This window comes from Nocardiopsis tropica (assembly GCF_042660575.1).
Lineage (GTDB): Bacteria > Actinomycetota > Actinomycetes > Streptosporangiales > Streptosporangiaceae > Nocardiopsis > Nocardiopsis tropica.
Genome location: NZ_JBHSUF010000007.1, coordinates 289,248 through 309,269 on the forward strand (window position 1 = coordinate 289,248; position 20,022 = coordinate 309,269).

Below are 20,022 nucleotides of genomic sequence, written 5' to 3' on the forward strand. Positions count from 1 at the left end.
TGGTGCTCCACTCGTGTGAGTAGTCACGCCGGGGCGTCCGCGCCGCTGTGACGCGGATCTCTCCGCCTCGACGCACCACCATTCGTCACACAGCCACCCGAAGAAATCACTCTCCGTGGTCCAGTTGGCCGCCAAGGAGGGTAAAGGCTGCTTTACCCGAGGGGATATACCGGTCATTCGACCAGCAAACGGACCCCCTATCCCTGGGTCGGCGACCCTCCGTCACAGAGCCGGGGAGGGCACGCCCACCGCGGCCTGGACGAAGTCCGCCGTCGCCTCCATACCGAGCCGGTTGGGGTGCACCGGGGCCCCGTTCTCCGGGATCAGGCCCTCGACCCAGCGGGTGCCGGAGGGCTTGCACACGTCCCTGCCCCGCTCCAGGACGTCCACGAACACCGCGCCGTTGGCCTCCGACTCCTCCTTGATCACCGCGTTGAGCGACGTCTGCGCCGCGTCGAGGAACGGGACGTCCCCGCGGGCGATGGGCGTGCTCGGCCAGCAGCCCCCGCTCTCCGGCAGGAGCTGGAGGTAGCCCACGCTGAGGACCGTCGCGTCGGGGCTGCGCTCCGCGATGTCGGCGTAGACCTGGGAGATCTCGCCGCGCAGGCCCTCGATCCGGACGTCGAGCTCGTCGCCGTAGTAGTTGGCGCACGGGCTGCCCAGGGGGTTGCCCAGGCTCCGCTTGGCGCACTCGACGAACACGTCGGAGAACCCGAAGTCGTTGCCCGCGATACCGACCGTGACCAGGTCGGTCTCCGGCCGCAGCGCGTCGAGCTGCGGGAGCGTGTCGGTGAACTGGTTCTCGTAGAAGTGCTCCATCCGCGCGCCGGAGCAGCTGGCGTCGGTCAGCTCGGCGACCCCGATCCGCTCGGCGAGCATCTTGGGGTAGTTGTGGTTCGACTGCATGCAGCCGAGCAGGGGCACGCGGGCCTGGGCCTGCTGCTGGCGGACCAGGGGCCCGGCGACGAAGGAGTCGCCCAGCGCCACGTAGTGCTGGAAGGCGGCCGCCTCGGCCTCCTCCGCGGCGGCGGACGGCGGCGAGACCAGGGACAGGCCCAGGACCGCCGCGGCCGCGGGGACCAGGACTCGGCGGAGCCACCGGTGTCGGGGGGTGGCGGGGTTTGCGTCGTTACGGGGCACGCGGGTTCCTCTCCGGGGAGCGGGGGGCAGGGAGTAGTCGGACCCTTACAGATTCTTTAACACGACCTACCGGAAGTTCCCCATAACCCGTAGGTAACTTTCGTGTGTCGCGGAGAATCCGCTCCGCCCCCGACGGGCCTGTCCCCGGCAGCCGCTAGCGTGGCGACCATGGCAAAGGCAGCGAAGACGACGTTCCGGTGCGCGGAGTGCGGATGGACCACCCTCAAGTGGGTGGGCCGCTGCGGCGAGTGCCAGGCCTGGGGGACGGTCGAGGAGGCCGGGGCCCCCGCCGCGATGTCCGTCGCCGCCGCGCCCGTCACCTCCCGGGCCCGCCCCATCACCGAGATCAGCGTGGAGAGCGCCGAGGCCGTCCCCACCGGGGTCGGCGAGCTCGACCGCGTCCTGGGCGGGGGCGCCGTCCCCGGCGGCGTCGTCCTGCTGGCGGGCGAGCCCGGCGTGGGCAAGTCCACGCTGCTCCTGGAGGTCGCGGCGATGCGGGCCGCGGACGGGCCCGTGCTGTACATCACCGGCGAGGAGTCCGCCGGACAGGTGCGACTGCGCGCCGAGCGCCTCGGGGCCCTGTCGGACAAGCTCTACCTCGCCGCCGAGACCTCCATCGCCTCCCTCGTCAGCCACGTGGACCAGGTCGGCCCCCGGCTGCTGATCGTGGACTCGGTGCAGACCATGGTCTCCCCCGACGCCACCGGCGTTCCCGGCGGTGTCACGCAGATCCGCCAGGTGACCGGCGCGCTGATCCAGATCGCCAAGGAGCGCGGGATCGCCACCATCCTGGTCGGCCACGTGACCAAGGACGGCTCGATCGCGGGCCCCCGCATGCTGGAGCACCTGGTCGACGTGGTGCTGCACTTCGAGGGCGAGCGCCACTCCCAGCTGAGGCTGCTGCGCGCGATCAAGAACCGGTACGGCCCCACGGACGAGATCGGCTGCTTCGAGCTCACCGAGAGCGGCATCGTCGGCCTGCCGGACCCCAGCGGCCTGTTCCTCACCGAGCGCACCGACCCCGTGCCCGGCACCTGCGTCACCGTCGCGATGGAGGGCCGGCGCCCCCTGATCACCGAGGTCCAGGCGCTGGTCGCGCCCACGCCCCTGCCGGCCCCGCGCCGCGCCACCTCGGGCCTGGACACCTCCCGGGTCAACATGATCCTGGCGGTGCTGGAGAAGCGCACGGGCATGCGGCTGGCCAACATGGACGTGTACGCCTCGACGGTCGGCGGCGTGAAGCTCACCGAGCCCGCCGTGGACCTGGCGCTCGCCATGGCGGCGGCCAGCTCCAGCAACGACGTCGCCCTCCCCGTCGGGTTCATCGCGATCGGCGAGGTCGGCCTCGCGGGCGACGTGCGCACCGTCTCGGGCGTCCGCCGCAGGGTCGCGGAGGCGCAGCGGCTCGGGTTCACCGAGGCCATCGTGCCCAAGCACTTCGGCGACCCGATCCCGGGCATCCGCACCCAGGAGGTCGAGGAGCTGAGCGAGGCGCTCCTGCGCGTCGCCAGGCGCTCGCGCCGGCCCAGGAAGTCCCAGGACGACGACTGAGGCCTGCGGGCCGGGCCCCTGCCCCGCCCGCCGGCCCCGGGGCGGTCCCGGACCGTGGTCCGCGGGCCGTCCGGGGCCACGGCTCCGGGACCGCCGGAAGCGCCCGGAGAGCGCGTCTAGAAGTCGAAGAGGACGCCCTTCTGGCTCACGAGGAGGCAGGAGTTCGAGAACTCCTCCTCGTACCTCTCGGCGCCCTCGGCGACGGCCACGACGGGCTGGTGGATCATCGTGCACATGCCGCCCTCCCCCTTGGCCCGGGCGATCGATCCGGCCCCGTCGACGGCCGCGCAGGCCCGCTCCGCCTCGGGGTGGTCCCCGCCGGTCGGCCGGCACTCCAGGGTGACCTGCCGCACCTCTCCCGTGGACGGCGTCCGGATGCTCAGTGTGTGGCTGGTGGTCACGGTGCGCTCCGCCTGTGCGGGCACGGCGAAGGCGAGGGACAGGACGGCGGTGGCCGCGAGGGCCAGGGCGGTGCGGTGCACGACTGCTCCCGGTGTGCGAACGATCAGAACACCACGCATAGTAACCATTCGATCACCGGAATCGGCCGACTTTACCGAAACACGGGCGACTTCTTCCCCTCCGGGTTCGTCCTGGAATCGCCGGACCGGGCCGGGGCGGCCCCGGTCCGGCGCACCCCGGTCCGACGCGGCCTCAGGAGAACAGCGGGAGCAGGGACTCCAGCCAGCGGTCGGCGATCCTGCGGTCGCCGCTGCCCGAGGGGTGCACCCCGTCGTAGGTGTCGGTGCCGGTGTCGAACCCGGTCCACTGGTCCACCACGGTCACCGGCGACTCCGCCGTGCTCTCCCCGGCCGCCCACGCCGGGATGGCCGCGTTGAGGTCCTCGACGCCCCGCCCGCACCCGGCGCAGCTGCGGGCGGGGTCCATCGGGATGATCTGGGCGACCAGGACGCGCATGCGGGGGTTCTGGTCCCGCATCTGCGCGACGAGCACGCTGTAGGCGTCCAGGACCGTCTCCGCGGGGACGCCGCTCCACACGTCGTTGGTGCCGAAGTGCATCAGCACCACGTCGGGCTCCGTCCGCGCGAGCCAGTCCACGAGGAGGCCGCGGTCCGCGACGTCGGTGACGAGGAAGCCGCCGTGGCCCTCGTTGTCGCCGTCGTACTCGAAACCGCAGCCGTCGCCCGGCCGGGTTCCCACGAAGTCGGCGTCCGTGTGCCCGGCCTCCACCAGGTCGGCCCAGAGCAGGGCCCGCCAGCATCCGGGCGAGCCCGTGATCGAGTCGCCCAGCGGCATGATCCGCACCGTGTCCTCCTCCGTTCGCGCCGCCGCGGCCGTCCCGGCCGGTCCCGCCTCCGCCGCGGCGGGGGCGAGGGCGCCCGCGACGAGTGCCAGGGTGAGCCCGAGGCCCGCGCCGATGCGCCGGGCGGCCCGGGAGGGTCGTTGGTCCATGCGGAAACTCCTTGCTCTGTGCGGGTCCCCGGGAAGAGCGTCTTGGGAGCGCTCCCAACCGCAGGCAGAGTACCCCCGCCGCGTCCGCACGGGAAGGGGGGCTCCCGGAACGGGCAGGTCTTCGCGCGGCCGCACGGTCGCCCCTCCGGGCCGGAGGGGCGGGGGCCCGTCCCGCCCAGCGGGACCGGAAGCGCGCCGCGCCCCGGGGTCCGGGTGGCAGTGCCGCCACCCGGACCCCGGGGCGCGATCCCGGCGGGCCGCGTCGTCCGCGGCGCCGCCAGGGCTCAGGACCTGAGCTGGAACGCCAGCTGGGGCTGGTCCCCCGCGTAGTCGCCGTGCAGGTTGGCCCGGTACCAGCCCGCCTGGGCGCTGGAGGTGGTCTCACGGCAGTCCTCGAAGGAGCGGTTGCGCTCCCAGTCGACCGTGAACTCGTGCGGCACGCCCCGGCTGAGCTGGCGCTCCTCGGCGCCGCCGTCCTTGAGGCAGTCCGCGGTGGAGTAGATCCTGTCGTCACCGGAGTGGATGCGCACCTCCAGGGCGGCGCCCCCCACGTCCACGGTGCAGGTCTGCTCCGCCGTGTTGACCACGGTGATCCTGAAGCCCGGCGCGTTCCCGGAGCCGTAGACCTCCTGGTCCCCCTCCAGCTCGAACGTCACCACGACGTCCTCCGGGCGGCAGAGGTCCTCGGCGCGCTCGGGCGCGGCGACCTCGCCGGCGCCGCCCTCCCCGCCGCCGGCGCCCTCGGACGCCCCGTCGCCGGGTGAGGGGGAGGCGCTCTCCCCGGCCCCTTCCGACGCCCCGGCCGTGGGTTCCGGGCTCTCGTCCGCGGAGGGGTCCTCGGATGGGACACTGGGAGAGGGCGACGCGTCCATACCGGCCTCGGACCGGGTCGGTTCACCGGTCTCGTCGTCCGAGGGTTGACAGGCGAACGCGATCAGCGCGACCACCAGCATGACCCCGATCAGGACGAAGGCACGCCGCTTCCAGTAGGTCTCGCGGCTGACGGCTCCTGGATGTCCGGTACTTGACGCCATGGCCCGTAGTATTGCGGTTTTGCGTGCCACCCACCTACTCAACCCGCCGATTCCCTTTAAAGATGAGCGATAACCCTTACAGCACCGCCGTTCTGGCGTGGTACGAGTCGAACGCGCGCGACCTTCCCTGGCGCGCGCCCGACGCCACCCCCTGGTCGATCCTGGTCAGCGAGATCATGCTCCAGCAGACCCCCGTCGTGCGGGTCCTGCCCGCCTGGCGCGCCTGGATGGAGCGCTGGCCCACCCCCGCCCACCTGGCCGGGGAGGCGTCGGGCGAGGCCGTGCGCATGTGGAACCGGCTCGGCTACCCGCGCCGCGCCCTGCGCCTGCACGCCTGTGCCGTGGCGATCACCGAGGAGCACGGCGGCCGGGTCCCGGACGACCACGCCACGCTGCTCTCCCTCCCGGGGATCGGCGCCTACACCGCCGCGGCCGTGGCGAGCTTCGCCTACGGGCAGAGGCACGCCATTCTGGACACGAACGTCCGCCGCGTCCTCGCCAGGGCCGAAACAGGAGTCCAGTACCCTCCGAAAACCCAGACCAAGGCGGAGACGGCACTCGCGGAGGCGCTGCTGCCGCCCACCGCCCCCGTCGCCGCGCGCTGGGGGGTCGCCGTGATGGAGCTCGGCGCCCTGGTGTGCACCGCCCGCACGCCCGCCTGCGCCTCCTGCCCCATCGCCGGGCAGTGCGCGTGGAGGCTCGCGGGCAAGCCCGCCTACGACGGGCCGCCCCGGCGGGGCCAGACCTACGAGGGCACCGACCGCCAGGTGCGCGGCCGCCTGCTCGCCGTGCTGCGCGACTCCGCGCACCCGGTGGCCAAGGACGCCCTGGACGCCGTCTGGGACGACCGCGTGCAGCGTGAGCGCGCCCTGGACGCCCTGGTGTCCGACGGCCTGGTGGACCCGCTCGACGACGGCCGGTACGCCCTGCCCTCCTGATCCGGCCCCTTCCGGCGCCGGGTCAGTCGTCCATGCGGGCGCTCGTGCCGCCGCCCGCGTCGAACTCCGCCTCGGTCCCGGCGAAGCCGCCGCTGCACGGCGCCCCCGGCTCCGGGGTGTTCTCGCCCTGGACGTACTGCACCAGGTACTCGGTGAGGCGCGGGTCCTCCGCGCCCTCCAGCAGGATCTGCGACCCCCAGGCCGACGCCACCACGGGCGCGGGCAGCCCCTCGACGGGGCTGATCACCAGGTAGTCGCCCGGCGAGTAGAGGCCGGCGAGCGCCTCGACCTGTCCGGCGTCCAGGCCGGGGTCGTAGGCGATCCACACGGCCCCGTGCTCCAGGGAGTGCACGGCGTACTCGGTGCGCAGCGGCTCCCCGTAGACGCCGCAGTCCTGCCAGACGGGGTAGTGCTCCCCGCCCACGGGCGGGAACACGTCGTACTCGACGGTCTCGCCCTCCTCGACGTGGTCGGCGGACAGGCCCTCGTAGTGCTGGACCGCCTCCAGCCCCGCCCCGGCCGAGGCGCCGGCGTCCCCGCCGCCGGGGCGCGTCACCACGTAGAGGACGCCGCCGCCCGCGACGAGGAGCACGACGAGGACCACCGCTCCGATGATCAGGGCGAGCCCGGCGCCGCGGCCGCCCCCCGCCTGCTGCGGCGGCGGGTACGGCCCCTGCGGCCCGTAGTGCCCCTGGGGGCCGTGGGAGCCCGGCCCCTGGGGTCCGGGAGGGCCCGGCGGGGGATACCCGCCGCCGGGAGGCATCCCGCCCGGCGGCACCGCGCCGTGGGGCGGCTGCCCCGGCGGGCCGCCCGGCGGGGGACCGCCGGGGGCGCCGGGCTGCGGGTACGGGGGCTGTGCGGACGGGGGCTGCTGCGGCTGCTGTCCATGGGGCGGCCACGGACCGTGCTGCCGGGGTTCTGGATGGGTCACGAACGCACACTAACGGCCGAACGCCGAAGGGGGCACCCCCGAAGGGGTGCCCCCGTGACGGACGGCGTCCGGTTCAGCCGTGTCAGTCGCTCTTGCCCGCGGCCGACTCCTCGACCTCCGGGGTGTCCGGGACCGCGGCCGGCTTCGGCACGCCCTTGAACGTGAACTTGGCGTCCGTGCCCTCGCCCTCGGCGTCGATCACGACGATCTGACCCGCCTTGAGGTCGCCGTACAGGATCTTCTCGGACAGCTGGTCCTCGATCTCCCGCTGGATCGTCCTGCGCAGCGGGCGGGCGCCCAGCACGGGGTCGAAGCCGCGCTCGGACAGGATCTGCTTCGCCTTCGGGCGCAGCTCGATCCCCATGTCCCGCTCCTTGAGGCGGCCGTCCAGGCTCGTGATCATGAGGTCCACGATCTGGAAGATCTCCGCCTCCGTCAGCTGGTGGAAGACGATGATGTCGTCCACGCGGTTGAGGAACTCGGGACGGAAGTTGGTCTTGAGCTCCTCGCTGACCTTCGCCTTCATCCGCTCGTAGTTGGTCTGGGCGTTGTCCTCCTTGGCGAAGCCCATGGCCTGGCCCTTGGAGATGTCCCGCGTGCCCAGGTTGGTGGTCATGATGATGACCGTGTTCTTGAAGTCGACGTTGCGACCCTGGGCGTCGGTGAGACGGCCCTCCTCCAACACCTGCAGCAGGGAGTTGAAGATGTCGTTGTGGGCCTTCTCGATCTCGTCGAACAGGACCACGGAGAACGGCTTGCGGCGCACCTTCTCGGTGAGCTGGCCGCCCTCCTCGTAGCCGACGTAGCCGGGAGGCGAGCCGAACAGCCGGGAGACCGTGTGCTTCTCCATGAACTCGGACATGTCCAGCTGGATCAGCGCGTCCTCGTCCCCGAACAGGAACTCGGCCAGGGTCTTGGACAGCTCGGTCTTACCGACACCGGACGGGCCGGCGAAGATGAACGAGCCACCCGGGCGCTTGGGGTCCTTCAGACCGGCGCGGGTACGGCGGATCGCCTGCGAGAGCGCCTTGATGGCGTCCTCCTGGCCGATGACCCGGCGGTGCAGCTCGTCCTCCATGCGCAGCAGCCGGGAGCTCTCCTCCTCGGTGAGCTTGAAGACCGGGATGCCGGTGGACGCGGCCAGGACCTCGGCGATGAGCTCCTCGTCGACCTCGGCCACGACGTCCATGTCGCCGGCCTTCCACTCCTTCTCCCGCTGCGCCTTCTTGTTGAGGAGCTGCTTCTCGTCGTCGCGCAGGGACGCGGCCTTCTCGAAGTCCTGCGCGTCGATCGCGGACTCCTTGTCCCGGCGCACGCCCGCGATCTTCTCGTCGAACTCGCGCAGGTCCGGCGGAGCGGTCATCCGGCGGATGCGCATCCGCGAACCGGCCTCGTCGATGAGGTCGATCGCCTTGTCCGGCAGGAACCGGTCGCTGATGTAGCGGTCGGCCAGCTGGGCCGCCGCCACCAGGGCGCTGTCGGTGATGGAGACCCGGTGGTGCGCCTCGTACCGGTCGCGCAGGCCCTTGAGGATCTCGATGGCGTGCTTGATGGTGGGCTCGTCCACCTGGATGGGCTGGAAGCGCCGCTCCAGGGCGGCGTCCTTCTCCAGGTACTTGCGGTACTCGTCCAGGGTGGTGGCGCCGATGGTCTGGAGCTCGCCCCGGGCCAGCATGGGCTTGAGGATGGAGGCGGCGTCTATGGCCCCCTCGGCCGCTCCCGCTCCGACCAGCGTGTGCAGCTCGTCGATGAACAGGATGATGTCGCCGCGGGTCCGGATCTCCTTGAGCACCTTCTTGAGGCGCTCCTCGAAGTCACCGCGGTAGCGGCTTCCGGCGACCAGCGCGCCCAGGTCCAGCGTGTACAGCTGCTTGTCCTTGAGCGTCTCGGGGATCTCACCCTTGACGATCTTCTGGGCCAGGCCCTCGACCACGGCGGTCTTGCCGACGCCGGGCTCACCGATGAGGACCGGGTTGTTCTTGGTCCGCCTCGAGAGCACCTGCATGACGCGCTCGATCTCCTTGTCCCGGCCGATGACCGGGTCGAGCTTGCTCTCCCGGGCGGCCTGGGTCAGGTTGCGGCCGAACTGGTCCAGCACCAGGGAGGTGGAGGGGGTGGATTCCGAGGAGCCCGCGGTGGCCTGCGGCTCCTTGCCCTGGTAGCCGTGCAGCAGCTGGATGACCTGCTGGCGGACCCGGTTCAGGTCCGCGCCGAGCTTGACCAGGACCTGGGCGGCGACGCCCTCGCCCTCGCGGATCAGGCCCAGCAGTATGTGCTCGGTACCGATGTAGTTGTGGCCGAGCTGGAGCGCCTCGCGCAGCGACAGCTCAAGGACCTTCTTGGCGCGCGGGGTGAAGGGGATGTGCCCCGACGGCGCCTGCTGGCCCTGGCCGATGATCTCCTCAACCTGCTGCCGAACCGCTTCGAGGCTGATACCGAGGCTCTCCAGAGCCTTGGCGGCGACGCCCTCACCCTCGTGGATGAGGCCGAGCAGGATGTGCTCCGTACCGATGTAGTTGTGGTTGAGCATCCTGGCCTCTTCCTGGGCCAGAACCACCACTCGCCGTGCGCGGTCGGTAAACCTCTCGAACATGTCTCGTCGCTCCTCTACAGAGCGGTCAGGCAGGGACGGTCTCGCCGACCCAACTCTTCCGCATATCGGCCCCACAGGGATAACCGCCCAGGGGAGCACTGTCGCACCCGCCGGTCGACAGGCTGCCGACCGGGCGAACATCTCCGCATGGCCGGCCTCCCAGCCGTCCGTGCCAGAGACTTTCCCCGACGATAGGGCGTTCACCCAACATCCAACTACCAATTGAGGCGTCAGATTTCCCTGTACGCCGAAGGCGAACGGCCCGGACACTCCCATCCATCACGGGAGTCCCCGGACCGCACGTGTACAAGCCCGATAATCGGCTCTGAGCGAACAAGCCGAACCGCGTGTTGTTCTTCGGGCCGGATCAGGCGGCCCCGAAAGCGGGAAATGCGCCTCGGTCCCGGTGGGCCGCGGTACGGCCCCGCCGGGTCGCGGCGGAACGGCCCCGGGCCCTGCGGCCGTGCGGCCGCAGGGCCGGAAGTCGAGAGCCTCCACGAGAACGGGGAGCGCTGTGGCGCCCCGGTCGTCGGCGCGTCCGCGCACACCGCGGCGAGCGGCGGGACCCCCGTCCGAGCCGCGTCACGGAGACGGGGGCCGGAAGGCCCGGGGCCGCACTGCGCCCGCGGTCCGGATCCGGCGGCACCGGCTCGGCGCCGTCGGCCGGGGATCCGGTGCCCGTCGTATCCCCTTGTCCCCTGCATCCCCATGGCGCGGGACCCCGTGTCACAGGATCCCCCGCGTGGCGGGTCCACCGGTGTCAGGCGGTGCCGGATGAGGGAGTCGGGTGCTCCTGGTGGGCACCGGTCGAAATTCGATCAAGCCCTGACAACATTTCGGCGAACCGAAGGCGGTCGCGGGACCTAGCCCTTGATGGCCTCATATTCGGCGACGATGGCGGCGGGGATCCGGCCGCGCTCATTGACGGGCTTGCCGGCAGCCTTCGCCCACGCGCGAATCTCGGCGCTGCGCTCGCGGCTGGGCGCATTACGGCTGCCCCGGCGGGCGGTGGCGCGGTTCGCCTTGGACGGAGCCTTGCGGGAGGCTTCGACGAACGGGTTAAGGGCCTCGCGAAGCTTGGCGGCATTACCCGCACTGAGGTCGATTTCGTACGTCGATCCGTCCAGACCGAACGTCACCGTCTCCTCGGCCTCGCCGCCGTCGAGGTCGTCGACCAGGAAAACCTGGACCTTCTGTGCCATGGAATCAAACCTTTCAGAAGAGCGGTGTCTGCACACCTGAATATAAAGCTATCCCGCGCGAACGCGGAAGACAATTCCCGGCGTGCCAGAAATCGTCTGGGACCGACCGTGGTTTCGGGGGTCGCCGGAGCAGCGCGGGTGCGGCGAGTTGGCCCGCGCACGCGGTGGGACCGAGGCCCGGCCCCCGGGCTTCACGCAACCGGTCAAGTACCGTATCAACGACCGTCGGATTCGGCGCGTTCCCCACCCTGGACAATCGGCGTCTCGTTCGTCGCCCCGGTCTCGCGGACCTCGGCAGCGCCCTTGTGGTCGGTCGCGTCCTGGGCCGCCCCGTCATTGCTGACCAGGCTTCCGTCCATCCGCCGCGGCGCCATCTCCTTGCGCAGCAGCTTGATGACGAAGGCACAGAAGACGGTACCGACAACCACAGGGGGGATGAGCGCCGACAATACGTCGATCAGTCCAGGGGGAACCACCGACGACAAAAAGTCACCCATCGAAGCGCTCCACCCTTCCTGGTTGTTACTTATTGCAGCAAATACCCGACTCAGTGTCGGGCCACTCCGGGGGGATGGCGCGCCGGACGACCTGGCAAACGCATACCCGACATCATAGACATCGTTTGCCCCCGGTTTGACACCGGACGTACCCGAGCGGCCTCCCGCAAACCCCGTGGGCGCCAATGTCCGGTCGTGGGTTCGGGGCCCTCGTGCGGGTGCGGCCGGAACACGGGGTCTTGCGGGGTCAAATCACAACCCTTCGTCACCGCCCCGCCGAACTCGATCATGAGGACGGCCGGCCGGACGCAGGTACACATTACCTGCCCTGTTCCACCTCCATACCCCCCGGTGTGCATAAGCCGCCCCGAGTCCGGACGCCGGAGCGGCACGGGCGGGGCCGCGTAAGGGGAACTCCGTACCAAGCACACCGGAAATCCTTTAGGCGCGGGCCGGGCGGGCCGCGTCGTCGAGGCGCACAAGCATCCGGGTGTTCCCGAGGGTGTTGGGCTTAACCCGCTCCAAGTCGAGGAATTCGGCAACTCCCTCGTCATAGGAACGCAGGAGTTCCTCGTACACACGGGACGAGACAGGGGTCCCCTGGATCGGGGCAAAGCCGTGTTTGGAGAAGAAACCGGTCTCGAATGTCAGACAGAACACACGTTGCACACCCAACTCACGGGCCGTGGCGAGAAGTTCGGTCACGATTCGGTGTCCCACGCCGAAACCGCGCAGGGAGGGGTCGACCGCGACGGTCCGCACCTCAGCCAGGTCCTCCCAGAGCACGTGAAGGGCTCCACAGCCCACCAGGCGGTGCTCGACCTCCGCCTCTGGGACCGCACCGGGGGAGGATTCCGACCCGGCGGGCGACATGTCCGGAACCACCTCCGCCTCGGCGACCCAGAACTCCTGGACGTCCTCGTAGAGGTTGACGGTGCTCTTGGACAGCACCCGCCGGTCGACGGTGTAGGTGTCGACGAGGCGGCGGATGGCTGCGACGTCGCGCGTCCTGGCGCGACGCACGTGAACATGGCGAACGGGCATAGCCGGACCAGACTATGCCCACGCGGGGAAGAACTCCTACCCGAGGCCATCCCCACCCGCCAGAACACCCCCGGAGCACGGCCGCGCGGGCGGGGGGCGGGGAAGAACTCCTACCCGAGGCCCGCGACCACACCAAGAGCACCCCACCGGAGTACGGCCGCGCGGGCGGGGGGCGGGGAAGAACTCCTACCCGAGGCCATCCCCACCCGCCAGAACACCCCCGGAGCACGGCCGCGCGGGCGGGGGGGCGGTCGGCGCCCGGCCGGACACACGAGATCGGGGGCACCGCGGCACCGCCGGCCGGAGAGTCTCCTCCCGGCCCTCGCGGTGCGCGTGCGCCCCCTGGGTCGGTCATTGCCGTGTGCGGTTCCGGCTCCAGCCGGGGGTTCGGCTCAGATGAGCTGCCGCCGCGCGGCCCAGACGACCGCTTCGATGGGTGTGTTCACGCCGAGTACGTCGCAGATGTTGCGGATACGCCGGCGCAGGGTCCTCGCGCTGAGCTCCAGGTGCCGGGCCGCGACCTCGGTGGTCACGCCGGTGGCGATCTCTGCGAGCAGTTCGAGCTCCTCGTGGCTCAGTTCCACCGGCGCGTACGGGCTGCTGACAGCCGTGTCGCGCGGGCGGGTCTGAAGGGGAACCACGCTCTCCCGGTGCTCCCTCGGCTGGAGAGCGCCATGGTCCTCAACGGTACGTCGTACGAGTGTGGCCTGTTCCACTCCGTCCTCCCTCATCATGTGAGTGCGGAACATCAACTCGTCACCTGATGGACGCGAGTGCGCCGACCGGGGGTCGCCCCGTCGGAGCGGACGGAGACTCCGCGGGCCTCGAAATCCCCGGCGGACCCCTCTGGCACAGGGGTCGGGGGAGTTCCGGGCGCACGGGTCGCAGACTGGCCGGCTCGCTGGGGTCTGGGACGGACAGACCACACCGAGGGCGCGCATGCGCGCGCGAATTCGGACCGCGTCGGCGGTCCCGTTTCGCGCTCACCGTCGTTCTCGATCCACTTCGGCAAACTCACGGGCCTCGGCCCGCCCTCAGCACGCTAGGCCGCAGAGATGATACCGTCAAGACCCGATAAATCACCATGCGTAGTTATGCAATATCCTTCTGTGACAAGGCAAGGGGAAAGAAAAATCCCCGAGGGCATTGACCTGCGTAAACAATCTTTACCGGAGAGTGGCTGCTTATAGCACTCCGGCCCCTGGAAAAACTCTCGCCTATCCCCGCGGCCATCACGGTCTGACCGCGGGTTCGCCTTCTATGTCCGGTCGGTGAGTCATGTCCCTTGTTCCGGGGCCGGGACCGGGACATGCGGAAGGGGCCGGCGCACCCCTGGTGCGACGACCCCGGTCCCCGATTTCGGCCACTCGGCGCGACCCTTATCGGCCATTCCCGCACGGACGCGCCGCACACGCGCGCGTCCCGGCGCTCCCGCGTCGCACGGCCCCTCCGGGCCCCGGCGGCGCGGGGCCGGACGCCCCCGGTCAGTCCCCCGAGGGCTTCACGATCGGGAAGAGCACGGTCTCGCGGATGTTCTTGCCGGTGAAGGCCATGAGCAGGCGGTCGATGCCGACCCCCACGCCTCCGGTGGGCGGCATACCGTACTCCAGCGCCCGCAGGAAGTCCTCGTCCAGCTGCATCGCCTCGGGGTCCCCCTCGGCCGCCATCAGGGACTGCCGGGTGAGCCTCTCCCGCTGCTCGACCGGGTCGACCAGCTCGGAGTAGCCGGTGCCCAGCTCCATGCCGAACCCGATCAGGTCCCACTTCTCGGTGAGCAGCGGGTCCTCGCGGTGCTGGCGCGTGAGCGGGCTGGTCTCGACCGGGAAGTCGCGCACGAACGTCGGCTGGAGGAGCGTGTGCTCGACCAGTTCCTCGAAGACGTGCTCGACGAGCTTGCCCTGACCCCAGTCGGAGCTGAACTCGACGCCCTTGGCCCCGGCCAGACGGCGGACCTCCTCGACGGGGGTACGCGGGTCGACCTCCGCGCCGAGGGCCTCGGAGACGGCCCCGTACAGGGTGATCTGCGGCCACTCGCCGCCGAGGTCGTACGCCTCGCCGTCACGCTCGACCACGGTCGTGCCGAACACCGCGCGCGCCGCGTCCTGGACGAGCTCCCGGGTGATGTCCGCCATGACGTTGTAGTCGGCGTACGCCTGGTAGAACTCCAGCATCGTGAACTCGGGGTTGTGCGTGGAGTCCGCGCCCTCGTTCCTGAAGTTGCGGTTGACCTCGAAGACCTTCTCCAGGCCGCCCACGACCAGCCGCTTGAGCGACAGCTCGGGCGCGATGCGCAGGTACAGGTCCATGTCGTAGGCGTTGATGTGCGTGGTGAACGGCCGCGCGGTGGCGCCGCCGTGCACGCGCATCAGCATCGGGGTCTCGACCTCGATGAAGTCGCGCCGGCTCAGGCCCTCCCTGATCGCCCGGATGGCGGCCGAGCGGCGGCGCACCATCAGCTGGGAGTCGGGGTTGACGATGAGGTCGACGTACCGCTGCCGCACACGTGCCTCGGGGTCGGTCAGGCCCTTGTGCTTCTCCGGGAGCGGGCGCAGGCACTTGGCCGTCAGCGTCCAGGAGTTCACGAGGACGGACAGCTCGCCGCGGCGGGAGGTGATGACCTCGCCCTCCACGCCGACGTGGTCGCCCAGGTCGACGTCGGCCTTCCAGGCGTCCAGCCGCTCCTGGCCGACCTGGTCCAGGGACAGCATGATCTGGACGTCGCCGGTCTCGTCGCGCAGCGTCGCGAAGCAGAGCTTGCCGCCGGTGCGGTAGAGCATCACGCGACCGGCGATGGAGACGCCGACGCCCGTGCGGGTGTCCGGCTCCAGCCCCTGGTGTTTGTCGCGCACGGCACCGATCGACGTGGAGCGCGGGAAGGTCACGGGGAAGGGATCGATCCCCTCCTCCCGGAGACGGTCCAGCTTCTGGCGCCGGACCCGCATCTGTTCGGGCAGGTCGTCGTAGGTGTCGTCGTGCGTGTCAGTCACGCGCACGATCCTACCGGCGGTCCGCGCCCCGGCCGACCGCCCGGACCCCGCCCGGCCGGGGGCCCCGGGACCGTGCCACGCGGATCCGGGAGGTGGGACGGGCGTGCCCGGATCACTAGTATTGCGCTGCCTTGACCCGCACCCCCACCACCGGAGCAGGATCTACCGAGAGTCGGACAATGAGCGTTGAGGGAAGCACGAAGGCCGTCGTCACGGCACTGGTTGCGAATCTGGGGATCGCCGTCACGAAGTTCGTGGCCTATGTACTGACGGGCTCGTCCTCCATGCTGGCCGAGTCCATCCACTCGGTCGCCGACTCCAGCAACCAGGCGCTGCTGCTCATCGGGGGCAAGCGCGCCAGGCGGGGCGCCACCGAGGAGCACCCCTTCGGCTACGGGCGCGAACGCTACATCTACGCGTTCGTGGTCGCGATCGTGCTGTTCAGCGTGGGCGGCCTGTTCGCGCTCTACGAGGCGTGGCACAAGATCTCCCACCCCGAGCCCATCACCGAGTGGCAGTGGGTGCCCGTCGCGGTCCTGGTGGTCGCGATCGGGCTGGAGTCGATGGCGATGAGGACGGCCGTCAAGGAGTCCAACGCCGTGCGCGGCAAGGCGAGCTGGGTCGAGTTCGTCCGCCGGGCGAAGGCCCCCGAGCTGCCCGTGATCCTGCTGGAGGACGCCGGCGCCCTGCTCGGCCTGGTGTTCGCGCTGCTCGGCGTCAGCCTGACCCTGATCACCGGCAACGGCCTGTGGGACGGCCTGGGCACCGCCGCCATCGGCATCCTCCTCGTGGTCATCGCCGTCGTGCTGGCCGCCGAGGTGAAGAGCCTGCTGGTCGGCGAGTCCGCCACGCGCGAGAACGTCCTGGCGATCAGGAATGCCATCGAGTCGGTCGAGGACGTCGACCGCCTCATCCACATGCGCACCCTGCACGTGGGCCCCGAGGAGCTCCTGGTGGCCGCCAAGGTCGCGGTGGACGCCGAGGACGACGCCGGCCGGGTGACCAGGGCGATCAACGAGGCGGAGGAGCGCATCCGCGCGTCCGTGCCCATCGCCACGCTGATCTACATCGAGCCCGACCTGTTCCGCACTGCGCCGGGGTCCCCCGCCTCGCCCGGGGCCGGGACCTCCGCGTGAGCCGGGGCCGGTGCGGCCCCCGCGCCGCACCGGCCCCGGTCCGGGGCGGGGGCGTGCGCCCCCGCCCCGCGCCCGGGCTCAGCCCGTGTTGCGCTCGAAGACCAGGCGCAGCCCGATCAGGGTGAGCCACGGCTCGTGCAGGTCCACGGTCTCGCACTCGCCGATGACCGTGGACGCGAGCCCTCCGGTGGCCACGACGGTCACGTCGTCCGGGGAGTCGGTGAGCTCGGCGACCATCCGGTCGACGATCCCGTCCACCTGGCCCGCGAACCCGAACACGATGCCCGAGCGCAGCGCCTCCGTGGTGTTCTTGGCGATGGCCGAACGCGGCTTGACGATCTCCACCATGTGCAGCTGGGCGCCGCGCCGGGACAGGGCGTCCACGGAGATGTCGATGCCGGGGGCGATCGCGCCGCCCACGTACTCGCCCTTGACGCTCACCGCGTCGAAGGTCGTCGCGGTCCCGAAGTCCACGACCACGGCCGGACCGCCGTAGAGGTGGTTGGCGGCGAGGGCGTTGATGATCCGGTCGCTCCCCACCTCCTTGGGGTTGTCCATCCGGATCGGCACCCCGGTCTTGACCCCGGGTTCGACGATGACGGCGGGGACGTCGCCGAAGTGGCGGCGGAACATGTCGCGCATCTCGTGCTGGACCGACGGCACCGAGCAGCACAGGGCGATCCCGTTGATGTCCTCCGGGCCGCCGAGGGTGCTCGCGTCGAGGAGCCCGCGCAGCACCACCGACCACTCGTCGGCGGTGCGCCGGGTGTCGGTCCCCACTCTCCAGTGTTCGAGAAGCTCGTCGGATTCAAAGAGACCGAAGACCGTCTCGGAGTTGCCGACGTCGATCGCGAGCAGCATTCTGAGGGCCTCATCCATGGTCGAAGTGGTGTGTTCTCAAGGAATCTTCCACCACTCGGGCGCCCTCACAACAGGTCGAGGGCGATATCGAGCGCGGGACTGGAGTGGGTGAGCGCGCCGACGGCGAGGTAGTCGACCCCGGTGCGGGCCACGTCCCCCGCGACGTCGAGGGTCAGTCCGCCGGAGGACTCCAGCCGCGCACGCCCCCCGACCTGGGCGACCGCCGCCCGGAGCCCGTCGACGGTGAAGTTGTCGAGGAGGATCTCCTCCGCCCCGGCGGCGATGGCGTCCTCGATCTGGTCGAGCCTGTCGACCTCGACCTCCAGGGGGAGGTCGGGGAAGCGCTCGCGGACGGCGCGCACCGCCTCGCCGACGCCCCCGGCGGCGACCACGTGGTTGTCCTTGACCAGGCCCGCGTCGCTGAGGCCGTACCGGTGGTTCACGCCCCCTCCGCAGCGCACCGCGTACTTCTCCAGGGCGCGCATCCCGGGGCGGGTCTTGCGGCTGTCCCGAACGCGGGCCCGCGTGCCGGCCACGGCGTCCACCCACGCGCGCGTGGCCGTCGCGATCCCGGACATGTGGGTGAGGAGGTTGAGCGCGGTCCGCTCCGCGGTGAGCAGGTCGCGCGTACGCGCGGTGACGGTCATCAGGACGTCTCCGCGCTTGACCGCGTCGCCGTCCCGTGCGGTGCGCGTGACCTCCAGGGCGCCGTCGGCGACCAGCCAGAACACGAGCTCGGCGAGCGGGAGGCCGCTGACGGTGCCGTCGGCCCGGGCCACCACCTGGGCGGTGCGCACCTGGTCGGCGGGGATGGTCGCGACGCTGGTGACGTCGATGCCGGGGCCCGCGGTGAGGTCCTCGGCGAGGGCGCGGCGGACCAGTTCCACGTGGGACAGGTGGGGGGCGGTGCAGGAGAGGGAGAACTCGGCCCGGGCCTCCGGGCTCCGGTCGGCCCCGGCGAGGGGGAAGGAGACGGCGTCGAGTTCGGCCACGAGGGCGGACGGCAGGGACGGCTGCCAGTCCTCGGCGGTGGTCACGGCGGTGTCCCCTTCCAGTCGGACGACGACGGGCCGGATCCTGAGCCCGGGTCTGGGCTCGGGGAAGTCGGCACGCTGGTGAGAGCCTCTGCTCTCGGTTCTGTACAGGGCGGCTGCGGCCACGAGGCGGGCCGTGGTGAGCAGGTTGGCGGCCTCCCACGCGGCGACGCCGGGGGTGACGGGCGCGGTCGGCCGGGCGAGGGCGTCGAGTTCGGCCACCAGCTCGGCGAGGCCCTCGCCCGTGCGGAGCACCCCGGCGTGCCGCGACATGAGGGTGCGGACCCGGGTGGCGGCGGCGGGGTCGGCGAGCGGGGTCACGGAGCCGGCGGTGGCGCCCGTCCCGGGGACGGGCCGGGGGCCCTCGGCCAGGCGCGCGGCGATCCGGTCGGCGTAGACCAGCCCCTCCAGCAGGGAGTTGGACGCGAGCCGGTTGGCGCCGTGGACGCCGGTGCGGGCGACCTCGCCGACCGCCCAGAGCCCGGGGACGCTGGTGCGGCCGTCGATGTCGACCTCGGCGCCGCCGGACGCGTAGTGGGCGGCGGGGGCGACGGGGACGGGCTCCGTGAGGGGGTCGACGCCGTTGGCGCGGCAGGAGGCAAGGATGGTGGGGAAGCGCTTCTCCCAGGTGGCCGCGCCGAAGTGGCGGGTCTCCAGGTACACGTGGTCAACGCCCTGCTCGGCCATGGTGCGGGCGATGGTGCGGGCGACCACGTCGCGCGGGGCGAGGTCGGCCAGCTCGTGGACGCCCTCCATGATGCGTGCGCCGTCGGCGTCCACCAGGTAGGCGCCCTCTCCCCGCAGGGCCTCGGAGACCAGGGGCTGCCGGCCGCGTGCGTCGGCGCCGAGCCAGAGCACGGTGGGGTGGAACTGGATGAACTCCAGGTCGCGCATCCTGGCCCCGGCCCTGGCGGCGAGGGCGAGGCCGTCCCCGGTGGAGACGGGCGGGTTGGTGGTGGCCGCGAAGACCTGCCCGATGCCCCCGGTGGCCAGGACCACGGCGGGTGCGACGACCGCGCCGACGCCGTCGCGGGCCCCCTCCCCCATCACGTGCAGGGTCACCCCGGTGACGGCCCCGGTGGCGGGGTCGTGGAGGGTGTCGAGCGCGAGGGCGTGCTCGACGACCTCGATCCGCTCCTCCGCGAGGACGGCGGCGACGAGCGCGCGCTGGATCTCGGCGCCGGTCGCGTCGCCGCCCGCGTGCGCGACGCGGTCCGCGCGGTGGCCGCCCTCCCGGGTGAGGGCGAGGGCGCCGTCCTCGGAGCGGTCGAACTCGGCGCCCAGTCCGATGAGCCAGCGCAGTGCGCCGGGTCCCTCGGTGGCCAGGACGTTGACGGCGTGGGGGTCGGACAGCCCGCCCCCCGCCAGGTGGGTGTCGACCATGTGGGCGACGGGGTCGTCGCCGGGCGCGACGGCCGCGGCGATCCCGCCCTGGGCGTAGGCGGTGGACCCTGTGGACAGCCGGTCCTTGGTGACCAGCACGACCCGTCCGCTCCCGCTCCTCTGGACGTAGCGCAGCGCGGTGCTCAGGCCCGCGATGCCGGAGCCGACGACCGCGACGTCCGCCGCGACCGTCCACCCGGGCCCGGGTGCGTCGAGCCTGGTCTGTGCGGGTGTACTCATCTGGGGTCTCTTTCGCGAGGCGCCGCCCCGGGGGCCGG

The 20,022-nt window shown here is 71.5% G+C and carries 16 protein-coding genes; 3 read left to right on the forward strand and 13 right to left on the reverse strand.

The window, feature by feature from the left end:
- Positions 1-222 precede the first annotated feature (222 nt).
- Positions 223-1,140: an SGNH/GDSL hydrolase family protein gene (locus tag ACFQBR_RS13875; RefSeq protein ID WP_378553520.1), complete on the reverse strand. Its 918-nt coding sequence runs from the start codon at positions 1,138-1,140 to the stop codon at positions 223-225.
- A gap of 168 nt (positions 1,141-1,308) precedes the next feature.
- Between ACFQBR_RS13875 and radA the strand changes: the two genes are divergently transcribed.
- A complete protein-coding gene (gene radA / locus ACFQBR_RS13880; protein ID WP_267946839.1) occupies positions 1,309-2,691 on the forward strand; it encodes a DNA repair protein RadA in 1,383 nt (460 codons plus the stop codon).
- A gap of 116 nt (positions 2,692-2,807) precedes the next feature.
- Here radA and ACFQBR_RS13885 read toward each other — a convergent pair whose 3' ends face one another.
- From ACFQBR_RS13885 to ACFQBR_RS13895, 3 genes are all read right to left on the reverse strand, one after another.
- Positions 2,808-3,173, reverse strand: a complete 366-nt coding sequence (locus tag ACFQBR_RS13885) for an SSI family serine proteinase inhibitor (protein WP_330158381.1) — start codon at positions 3,171-3,173, stop codon at positions 2,808-2,810.
- A 172-nt stretch (positions 3,174-3,345) separates the two neighbouring features.
- Complete coding sequence (locus tag ACFQBR_RS13890; RefSeq protein WP_344177102.1) at positions 3,346-4,104, reverse strand: SGNH/GDSL hydrolase family protein; 759 nt, start codon at positions 4,102-4,104, stop codon at positions 3,346-3,348.
- 284 nt (positions 4,105-4,388) lie between these two features.
- Complete coding sequence (locus tag ACFQBR_RS13895) at positions 4,389-5,057, reverse strand: hypothetical protein (protein WP_344177232.1); 669 nt, start codon at positions 5,055-5,057, stop codon at positions 4,389-4,391.
- A 143-nt stretch (positions 5,058-5,200) separates the two neighbouring features.
- Between ACFQBR_RS13895 and ACFQBR_RS13900 the strand changes: the two genes are divergently transcribed.
- The gene (locus ACFQBR_RS13900; RefSeq protein ID WP_267946842.1) at positions 5,201-6,076 is read left to right on the forward strand and encodes an HhH-GPD family protein; all 876 of its coding nucleotides are present in this window, start codon (positions 5,201-5,203) and stop codon (positions 6,074-6,076) included.
- 22 nt (positions 6,077-6,098) lie between these two features.
- On the opposite strand, the gene ACFQBR_RS13905 is transcribed toward ACFQBR_RS13900, so the two are convergent.
- The 7 genes from ACFQBR_RS13905 to lysX all read right to left on the reverse strand — a co-directional run bounded on the left by ACFQBR_RS13905 (position 6,099) and on the right by lysX (position 15,330).
- The gene (locus ACFQBR_RS13905; protein WP_344177100.1) at positions 6,099-7,007 is read right to left on the reverse strand and encodes a DUF3105 domain-containing protein; all 909 of its coding nucleotides are present in this window, start codon (positions 7,005-7,007) and stop codon (positions 6,099-6,101) included.
- Between the two features lie 82 nt (positions 7,008-7,089).
- On the reverse strand, positions 7,090-9,600 hold the full coding sequence (locus ACFQBR_RS13910) for an ATP-dependent Clp protease ATP-binding subunit (RefSeq protein ID WP_267946843.1): 2,511 nt from the start codon (positions 9,598-9,600) through the stop codon (positions 7,090-7,092).
- 863 nt (positions 9,601-10,463) lie between these two features.
- Positions 10,464-10,802, reverse strand: a complete 339-nt coding sequence (locus tag ACFQBR_RS13915; RefSeq protein ID WP_267946844.1) for a histone-like nucleoid-structuring protein Lsr2 — start codon at positions 10,800-10,802, stop codon at positions 10,464-10,466.
- Positions 10,803-11,017: 215 nt separating this feature from the next.
- Positions 11,018-11,299: a hypothetical protein gene (locus ACFQBR_RS13920; RefSeq protein WP_267946845.1), complete on the reverse strand. Its 282-nt coding sequence runs from the start codon at positions 11,297-11,299 to the stop codon at positions 11,018-11,020.
- Between the two features lie 441 nt (positions 11,300-11,740).
- The gene (locus ACFQBR_RS13925) at positions 11,741-12,343 is read right to left on the reverse strand and encodes an amino-acid N-acetyltransferase (RefSeq protein ID WP_344177097.1); all 603 of its coding nucleotides are present in this window, start codon (positions 12,341-12,343) and stop codon (positions 11,741-11,743) included.
- A gap of 392 nt (positions 12,344-12,735) precedes the next feature.
- Positions 12,736-13,059 carry a LuxR C-terminal-related transcriptional regulator gene (locus ACFQBR_RS13930; RefSeq protein ID WP_330158420.1) on the reverse strand — a complete coding sequence of 108 codons (324 nt, stop codon included), beginning with the start codon at positions 13,057-13,059 and terminating at the stop codon, positions 12,736-12,738.
- A gap of 768 nt (positions 13,060-13,827) precedes the next feature.
- Positions 13,828-15,330, reverse strand: a complete 1,503-nt coding sequence (gene lysX, locus ACFQBR_RS13935; RefSeq protein ID WP_267946848.1) for a bifunctional lysylphosphatidylglycerol synthetase/lysine--tRNA ligase LysX — start codon at positions 15,328-15,330, stop codon at positions 13,828-13,830.
- Between the two features lie 179 nt (positions 15,331-15,509).
- Between lysX and ACFQBR_RS13940 the strand changes: the two genes are divergently transcribed.
- Positions 15,510-16,466, forward strand: coding sequence for a cation diffusion facilitator family transporter (locus tag ACFQBR_RS13940; protein ID WP_344177094.1), 957 nt, complete (start codon positions 15,510-15,512; stop codon positions 16,464-16,466).
- Positions 16,467-16,544: 78 nt separating this feature from the next.
- Here ACFQBR_RS13940 and ACFQBR_RS13945 read toward each other — a convergent pair whose 3' ends face one another.
- Together ACFQBR_RS13945 and ACFQBR_RS13950 are read right to left on the reverse strand one after the other, a co-directional pair.
- Positions 16,545-17,327: a type III pantothenate kinase gene (locus ACFQBR_RS13945; protein WP_344177229.1), complete on the reverse strand. Its 783-nt coding sequence runs from the start codon at positions 17,325-17,327 to the stop codon at positions 16,545-16,547.
- A gap of 65 nt (positions 17,328-17,392) precedes the next feature.
- A complete protein-coding gene (locus tag ACFQBR_RS13950) occupies positions 17,393-19,984 on the reverse strand; it encodes an L-aspartate oxidase (protein WP_344177092.1) in 2,592 nt (863 codons plus the stop codon).
- Positions 19,985-20,022: the final 38 nt, after the last annotated feature.

Excerpts from the sequence above, each read along its gene's own strand:
- radA (WP_267946839.1), top strand. The coding sequence starts at position 1,309 with ATGGCAAAGGCAGCGAAGACGACGTTCCGGTGCGCGGAGTGCGGATGG.
- ACFQBR_RS13890 (WP_344177102.1), bottom strand. The coding sequence starts at position 4,104 with ATGGACCAACGACCCTCCCGGGCCGCCCGGCGCATCGGCGCGGGCCTC.
- ACFQBR_RS13895 (WP_344177232.1), bottom strand. The coding sequence starts at position 5,057 with ATGCTGGTGGTCGCGCTGATCGCGTTCGCCTGTCAACCCTCGGACGAC.
- ACFQBR_RS13900 (WP_267946842.1), top strand. The coding sequence starts at position 5,201 with ATGAGCGATAACCCTTACAGCACCGCCGTTCTGGCGTGGTACGAGTCG.
- ACFQBR_RS13910 (WP_267946843.1), bottom strand. The coding sequence starts at position 9,600 with ATGTTCGAGAGGTTTACCGACCGCGCACGGCGAGTGGTGGTTCTGGCC.
- ACFQBR_RS13915 (WP_267946844.1), bottom strand. The coding sequence starts at position 10,802 with ATGGCACAGAAGGTCCAGGTTTTCCTGGTCGACGACCTCGACGGCGGC.
- ACFQBR_RS13920 (WP_267946845.1), bottom strand. The coding sequence starts at position 11,299 with ATGGGTGACTTTTTGTCGTCGGTGGTTCCCCCTGGACTGATCGACGTA.
- ACFQBR_RS13925 (WP_344177097.1), bottom strand. The coding sequence starts at position 12,343 with ATGCCCGTTCGCCATGTTCACGTGCGTCGCGCCAGGACGCGCGACGTC.
- ACFQBR_RS13940 (WP_344177094.1), top strand. The coding sequence starts at position 15,510 with ATGAGCGTTGAGGGAAGCACGAAGGCCGTCGTCACGGCACTGGTTGCG.
- ACFQBR_RS13945 (WP_344177229.1), bottom strand. The coding sequence starts at position 17,327 with ATGCTGCTCGCGATCGACGTCGGCAACTCCGAGACGGTCTTCGGTCTC.
- ACFQBR_RS13950 (WP_344177092.1), bottom strand. The coding sequence starts at position 19,984 with ATGAGTACACCCGCACAGACCAGGCTCGACGCACCCGGGCCCGGGTGG.